Annotated in this window: 1 protein-coding gene; it reads right to left on the bottom strand. The window is 71.0% G+C overall.

Translation table 11 applies throughout. The annotated features are described in order from the left end of the window. Positions 1–2,015: condensation domain-containing protein (locus ACFWPS_RS53945; RefSeq protein WP_383721911.1), on the bottom strand; the 2,015-nt coding region annotated here is incomplete at its 3' end. Positions 2,016–2,041: the final 26 nt, after the last annotated feature.

Here is a 2,041-nt window from a genome sequence, read left to right on the forward strand (position 1 = left end):
GCCACCCGCACCAACGGCGGCACCCCCACATCAAACCCACACGCCAACTCCTCCCCCGCCACCCGCTCCGCCGCCACCACCGCACCACCGTCACCATCGACGCCACCACCCAACCCCGACACATCCACCTCACGCCACGGCAACACCACCCCATCCACCACCACCTGAACCGCTTCACCCCGAGCCCCCTGACGGAACCCGGCACGCAGAATCGGATGCCGCTCGAGCAACGCCTGCCACGTCCTCCGCAACCGCGCCGCGTCCACCGGCCCCGTCAACTCCAGAGTCCGCTGCCCCACATACGCATCCCGACCCCCCTCACCCAGCGAAGCATGAAAGAACATCCCCTCCTGCAAAGGAGACAACGGCCACACATCCACCAACCCCGGCACCAACGACTCCAACTCCTCAACACCCACCTGATCCAACGCCACCAACGGGAAGTCGGAGGGGGTGTGGCCGCCCGCGCCGGGATCGGCGGTGTGGGCGGCGAGCCCGGACAGCAGCTCCAGCCACGCACAGCCCAGCCGGTCCACTTCGGAGTCGTCGAACAGTCCCGCGGGCCAGCTCAGCGACAGGGTCAGTTCTGGTCCTTGCGGGGTGTCCGCGATCACGGCTCCCGCGTCGAGCGCGTGCAGCGCGGGCATCTCCGGGTCGGCGGCACCGCCCACCGCCTGCTCTCCCGCCAGCTCCCAGACCGTTGCGGCACCGTCTGTCGCATCACCGGCCGAGGTGAACCGGCCGAGATAGTTGAAGCCCACCTGCGCCGACGGCAGACCTGCCAGCACCTCCGCCGTCTCCGGGTTGACGTACCGCAACAGTCCATAGCCGAGTCCGTCTCCGGGAACGGCCTGCACCTGCTCCTTGATCCGCTTCACCAGATCACCGGCCCCCGCACCACCCGACACGGCGTCGGCCAGGTCCACCCCGGACGCATCCAAGCGCACCGGATACGCCGCCGTGAACCACCCCACCGTCCGCGACAGATCCATCCCCTCCACAAGCGACTCCCGCCCGTGCCCCTCCACCTCCACCAACAACCCACCAGCCACCACGGCCTCCGGCCGCCACCCAGCCACCGCACCCGTCAACGTCGCCAGCAGCACCTCGTGCACACCGCAGTGGAACAACGCCGGGGTACAGCCCGCCAACGCAGCGGCCTGCGCAGCCGACACCTGCCATGCCCGACGACGCAGCGTGGCGACCGTGTCCACGGACGGGTCCAGGGCTCGGCGGCCGAGCGGCGTCTCCCCGGCACCCGAGAGCAGGTTCATCCAGCTGTCCAGCTCCGCCGCTCGTTCGTCGCTCTCGGCGTCGCGCTGGAGCTGCCGGGCCCAGGTACGGAAGGAGGTGCCCGTGGCCTCCGGCGCCGGCTCGCGGCCGGCGGCCACGGCCTCGCAGGCCGCCCGCAGGTCAGGCACCAACACCCGCCACGACACCCCGTCCACCACCAAGTGATGCACCACCAACACCACCCGGCCCATCCGCTCGGCTCCCGCGTCCAGCCACACCACCTGCGCCATCACGCCGTCGACCGGGCGCAGCCGCTCGACCGCCTCCCGGGCGGCACGCGCCGCGTGTTCGTCCATCCGGTCCTCGGGGACGTCAGCGGCGTCCACGCGCACGAACCACCTGGTCGTGTCCACCTCACCCGGCTCGGGCACGATCAACACCGGATCACCGGCGTCGTCCGCGGTTACGGCGCGGGCGCGCAGCATTCCGTGCGTGTCCACCAGCGCCTGAACCGCCGCCCGGAGAACGTCCGTGCCAAGATCGGCCGGCACGCCGACCACGACCCACTGCGCGAACTGGGAGCGCAGCGCGTCCGCGCCCATCTCCCGCATCACCGGCGTCCACGGCACCTTGCCGACACCCGAGTCCGCAACCTCCACGGACACCGCATCAACCGCGACAGCCACCCGAGCCAACCGCTCCGGCGTCTTCTCCTCGAAGATCTGCCGGGGCGAGACGACCCAGCCGGCGGCCCGGGCTCGGGACGCGAGCTGCATCGACATGATCGAGTCACCGCCGAGCTCGAAGA

Source organism: Streptomyces sp. NPDC058457 (assembly GCF_042720695.1).
Classification (GTDB): Bacteria; Actinomycetota; Actinomycetes; order Streptomycetales; family Streptomycetaceae; genus Streptomyces.